We start from the raw sequence: 2,360 nt of genomic DNA, 5'->3' as shown, positions 1-2,360 counted from the left end.
GGAGCGTATAGCCATTTCTTCAACTACAATTTTGTTCAGATGAACATAATCAACAGTATCGGCCAGCGCATCGGTTTCCATAGATTTGCGCATATCAGCCTTCACCTCCAGGTCAACCCTGTAATCGCTGCCTATTTTGCTCTCTTCCACAAGGCATCCATGATAAGAAAAAGTACGGATATTTTGCAGTTTTATAATTCCCATAGTTATTGTTTAAGATTTAAACCTCAAAGTTAGGAAGTTTAGCTGATCATCTTCTACACTTTCAGGCAGAATCAATCAACTTTACAACTTTACAACTTCCTGACTTTGCAACTTTCTAATTACCTTTGCAACTCATTTTACCTATCGATATGTCAACTGAAGAAAGATCACTTAATTTTCTTGAACAAATAATAGAAGAAGATTTAAATAACGGCCTGCCTCAGGATAAGCTGCGGTTCCGCTTCCCGCCTGAGCCCAATGGTTACCTGCATATAGGGCACGCCAGTTCCATCTGCCTTAATTTCGGGCTTGGCTTAAAGTATAATGCCCCGGTAAACCTGCGCTTTGATGATACCAACCCCGCAAAGGAAGAGCAGGAATATGTTGATGCCATAAAACATGATATCGAGTGGCTTGGTTTTGAATGGGCTGAGGAGCGCTATGCCTCTGATTATTTCCAGCAGCTGTATGACTGGGCAGTTGAGTTTATAAAAAAAGGCAAAGCCTATGTTGACAGCCAGCCATCAGAAGCGATGGCTAAGCAAAAAGGCACACCCTCACAACCCGGTACAGAAAGCCCCTACCGTAACCGTTCGGTTGAGGAGAACCTTGGCCTTTTTGAAAGGATGAAGAATGGCGAATTTGCCGAAGGTACACACGTGTTGAGAGCTAAAATAGATATGACATCGAGCAATATGCTGATGCGCGACCCTATCATGTACCGTATACTGCATAAGCACCATCACCGCACAGGTGATAACTGGTGCATATACCCTATGTATGACTGGGCGCATGGCGAAAGCGATTACCTGGAACAAATAACCCACTCGCTGTGCACGCTCGAATTTTTAATGCACAGGGAGTTATATGACTGGTTCCTGGACCAGATTTATGATGATACCAAAGTAAGGCCCAAACAGCGTGAATTTGCGCGCCGCAACCTGAGCCACACTGTGGTAAGCAAGCGTAAGCTCCTGCAGCTGGTACAGGAAGGGCATGTAACAGGATGGGATGACCCGCGTATGTCAACCATATCAGGAATGAGGCGCCGCGGCTATCCGCCTATGGCTATCCGGAATTTTGCCGATACCATTGGTATAGCTAAGCGTGTAAACCTTATTGATGTTTCTTTGCTTGAATTTTGTGTAAGGGAAGAACTGAATAAAACAGCGCCACGTGTAATGGCGGTGCTGGACCCTGTTAAACTTGTTATTACCAATTATCCTGACGGAAAAGAGGAGTGGCTCGAAGCAGAAAATAACCCTGAAGATGAAAGCGCAGGTTTCCGCCAGGTGCCTTTCTCGAGGGAGCTTTACATTGAAAGGGAGGACTTTATGGAGAATGCCAACAGTAAATATTTCCGCCTTACAATCGGCAGGGAAGTACGCCTTAAAAATGCTTACATCATAAAAGGGGAAAGTGTTGTAAAAGATGCTGACGGTAACATAACTGAAATACTTGCTACATATGATGCTGATTCTAAAAGCGGAAGCGGCACTGAGGCCAGTATGCGTAAAGTAAAAGGTACTATACACTGGGTATCAGTACAGCACGCTATTGAGGCTGAAGTGCGGGTATATGACAGGCTGTTTACACACGAAGCCCCGGATGCCGATAAGGAGGTAGATTTTAAAGAATATATTAACCCCAACTCGCTTCAGGTAATAAAAGGGTATTTGGAACCCGGCCTCAAATCTGCTAAGGCAGGGGAGAGGTATCAGTTCCAGAGGCTGGGATATTTTTGTGTAGATAAAGATTCGTCTGCGGAAAACATCGTTTTTAATAAAACGGTTGGCCTTCGGGACACCTGGGCTAAAATTGAAAATAAAGAATAAATACATTATAGATATAACTGATAAAGCCTGCGGCTGAACGCAGGCTTTTCTTATTATATACATTAGCTATGAAATCAAAATTTATTATAAATTTACCTTATTAAAATCCACCTCTGTATTTTGTTTCTACGGCCTCTTTTTTTATTGGCAAGGTCTTTGTCCGTCCGGCGCTGTAAAAACTGCTTAAATCGCCTTATTTTATACTTTCACATACTTTGGCTTATACTTAACTACATATTAACATCCTACAAATTCTTTAATTTCTTACCTTTATAGTAATTAACGTGAGTTCGATTTAAGCCGCTAACCTATCATCAATGA

General features: G+C 42.5%; 2 protein-coding genes. One reads left to right on the top strand and one right to left on the bottom strand.

Annotation, left to right across the window (positions count from 1 at the left end; genetic code table 11):
- Positions 1–204: dihydroneopterin aldolase (locus CHU92_RS00945; protein ID WP_129582966.1), on the bottom strand; the 204-nt coding region annotated here is incomplete at its 3' end.
- Between the two features lie 149 nt (positions 205–353).
- On the opposite strand from CHU92_RS00945, the gene CHU92_RS00940 reads away from it, so the two are divergent.
- The gene (locus tag CHU92_RS00940) at positions 354–2,039 is read left to right on the top strand and encodes a glutamine--tRNA ligase/YqeY domain fusion protein (RefSeq protein ID WP_094411688.1); all 1,686 of its coding nucleotides are present in this window, start codon (positions 354–356) and stop codon (positions 2,037–2,039) included.
- The last annotated feature ends 321 nt before the right edge of the window (positions 2,040–2,360 follow it).

Source organism: Flavobacterium cyanobacteriorum, assembly GCF_002251835.1.
In the GTDB taxonomy this organism is placed as follows: domain Bacteria; phylum Bacteroidota; class Bacteroidia; order Flavobacteriales; family Flavobacteriaceae; genus Flavobacterium; species Flavobacterium cyanobacteriorum.
The sequence above is the reverse complement of the archived record's forward strand: the minus strand, read 5'-3'. Positions and strand labels throughout refer to the sequence as shown.

Bases quoted from the DNA above. Each gene is read 5' to 3' on its own strand.
- CHU92_RS00940 (WP_094411688.1), top strand. From the start codon at position 354: ATGTCAACTGAAGAAAGATCACTTAATTTTCTTGAACAAATAATAGAA.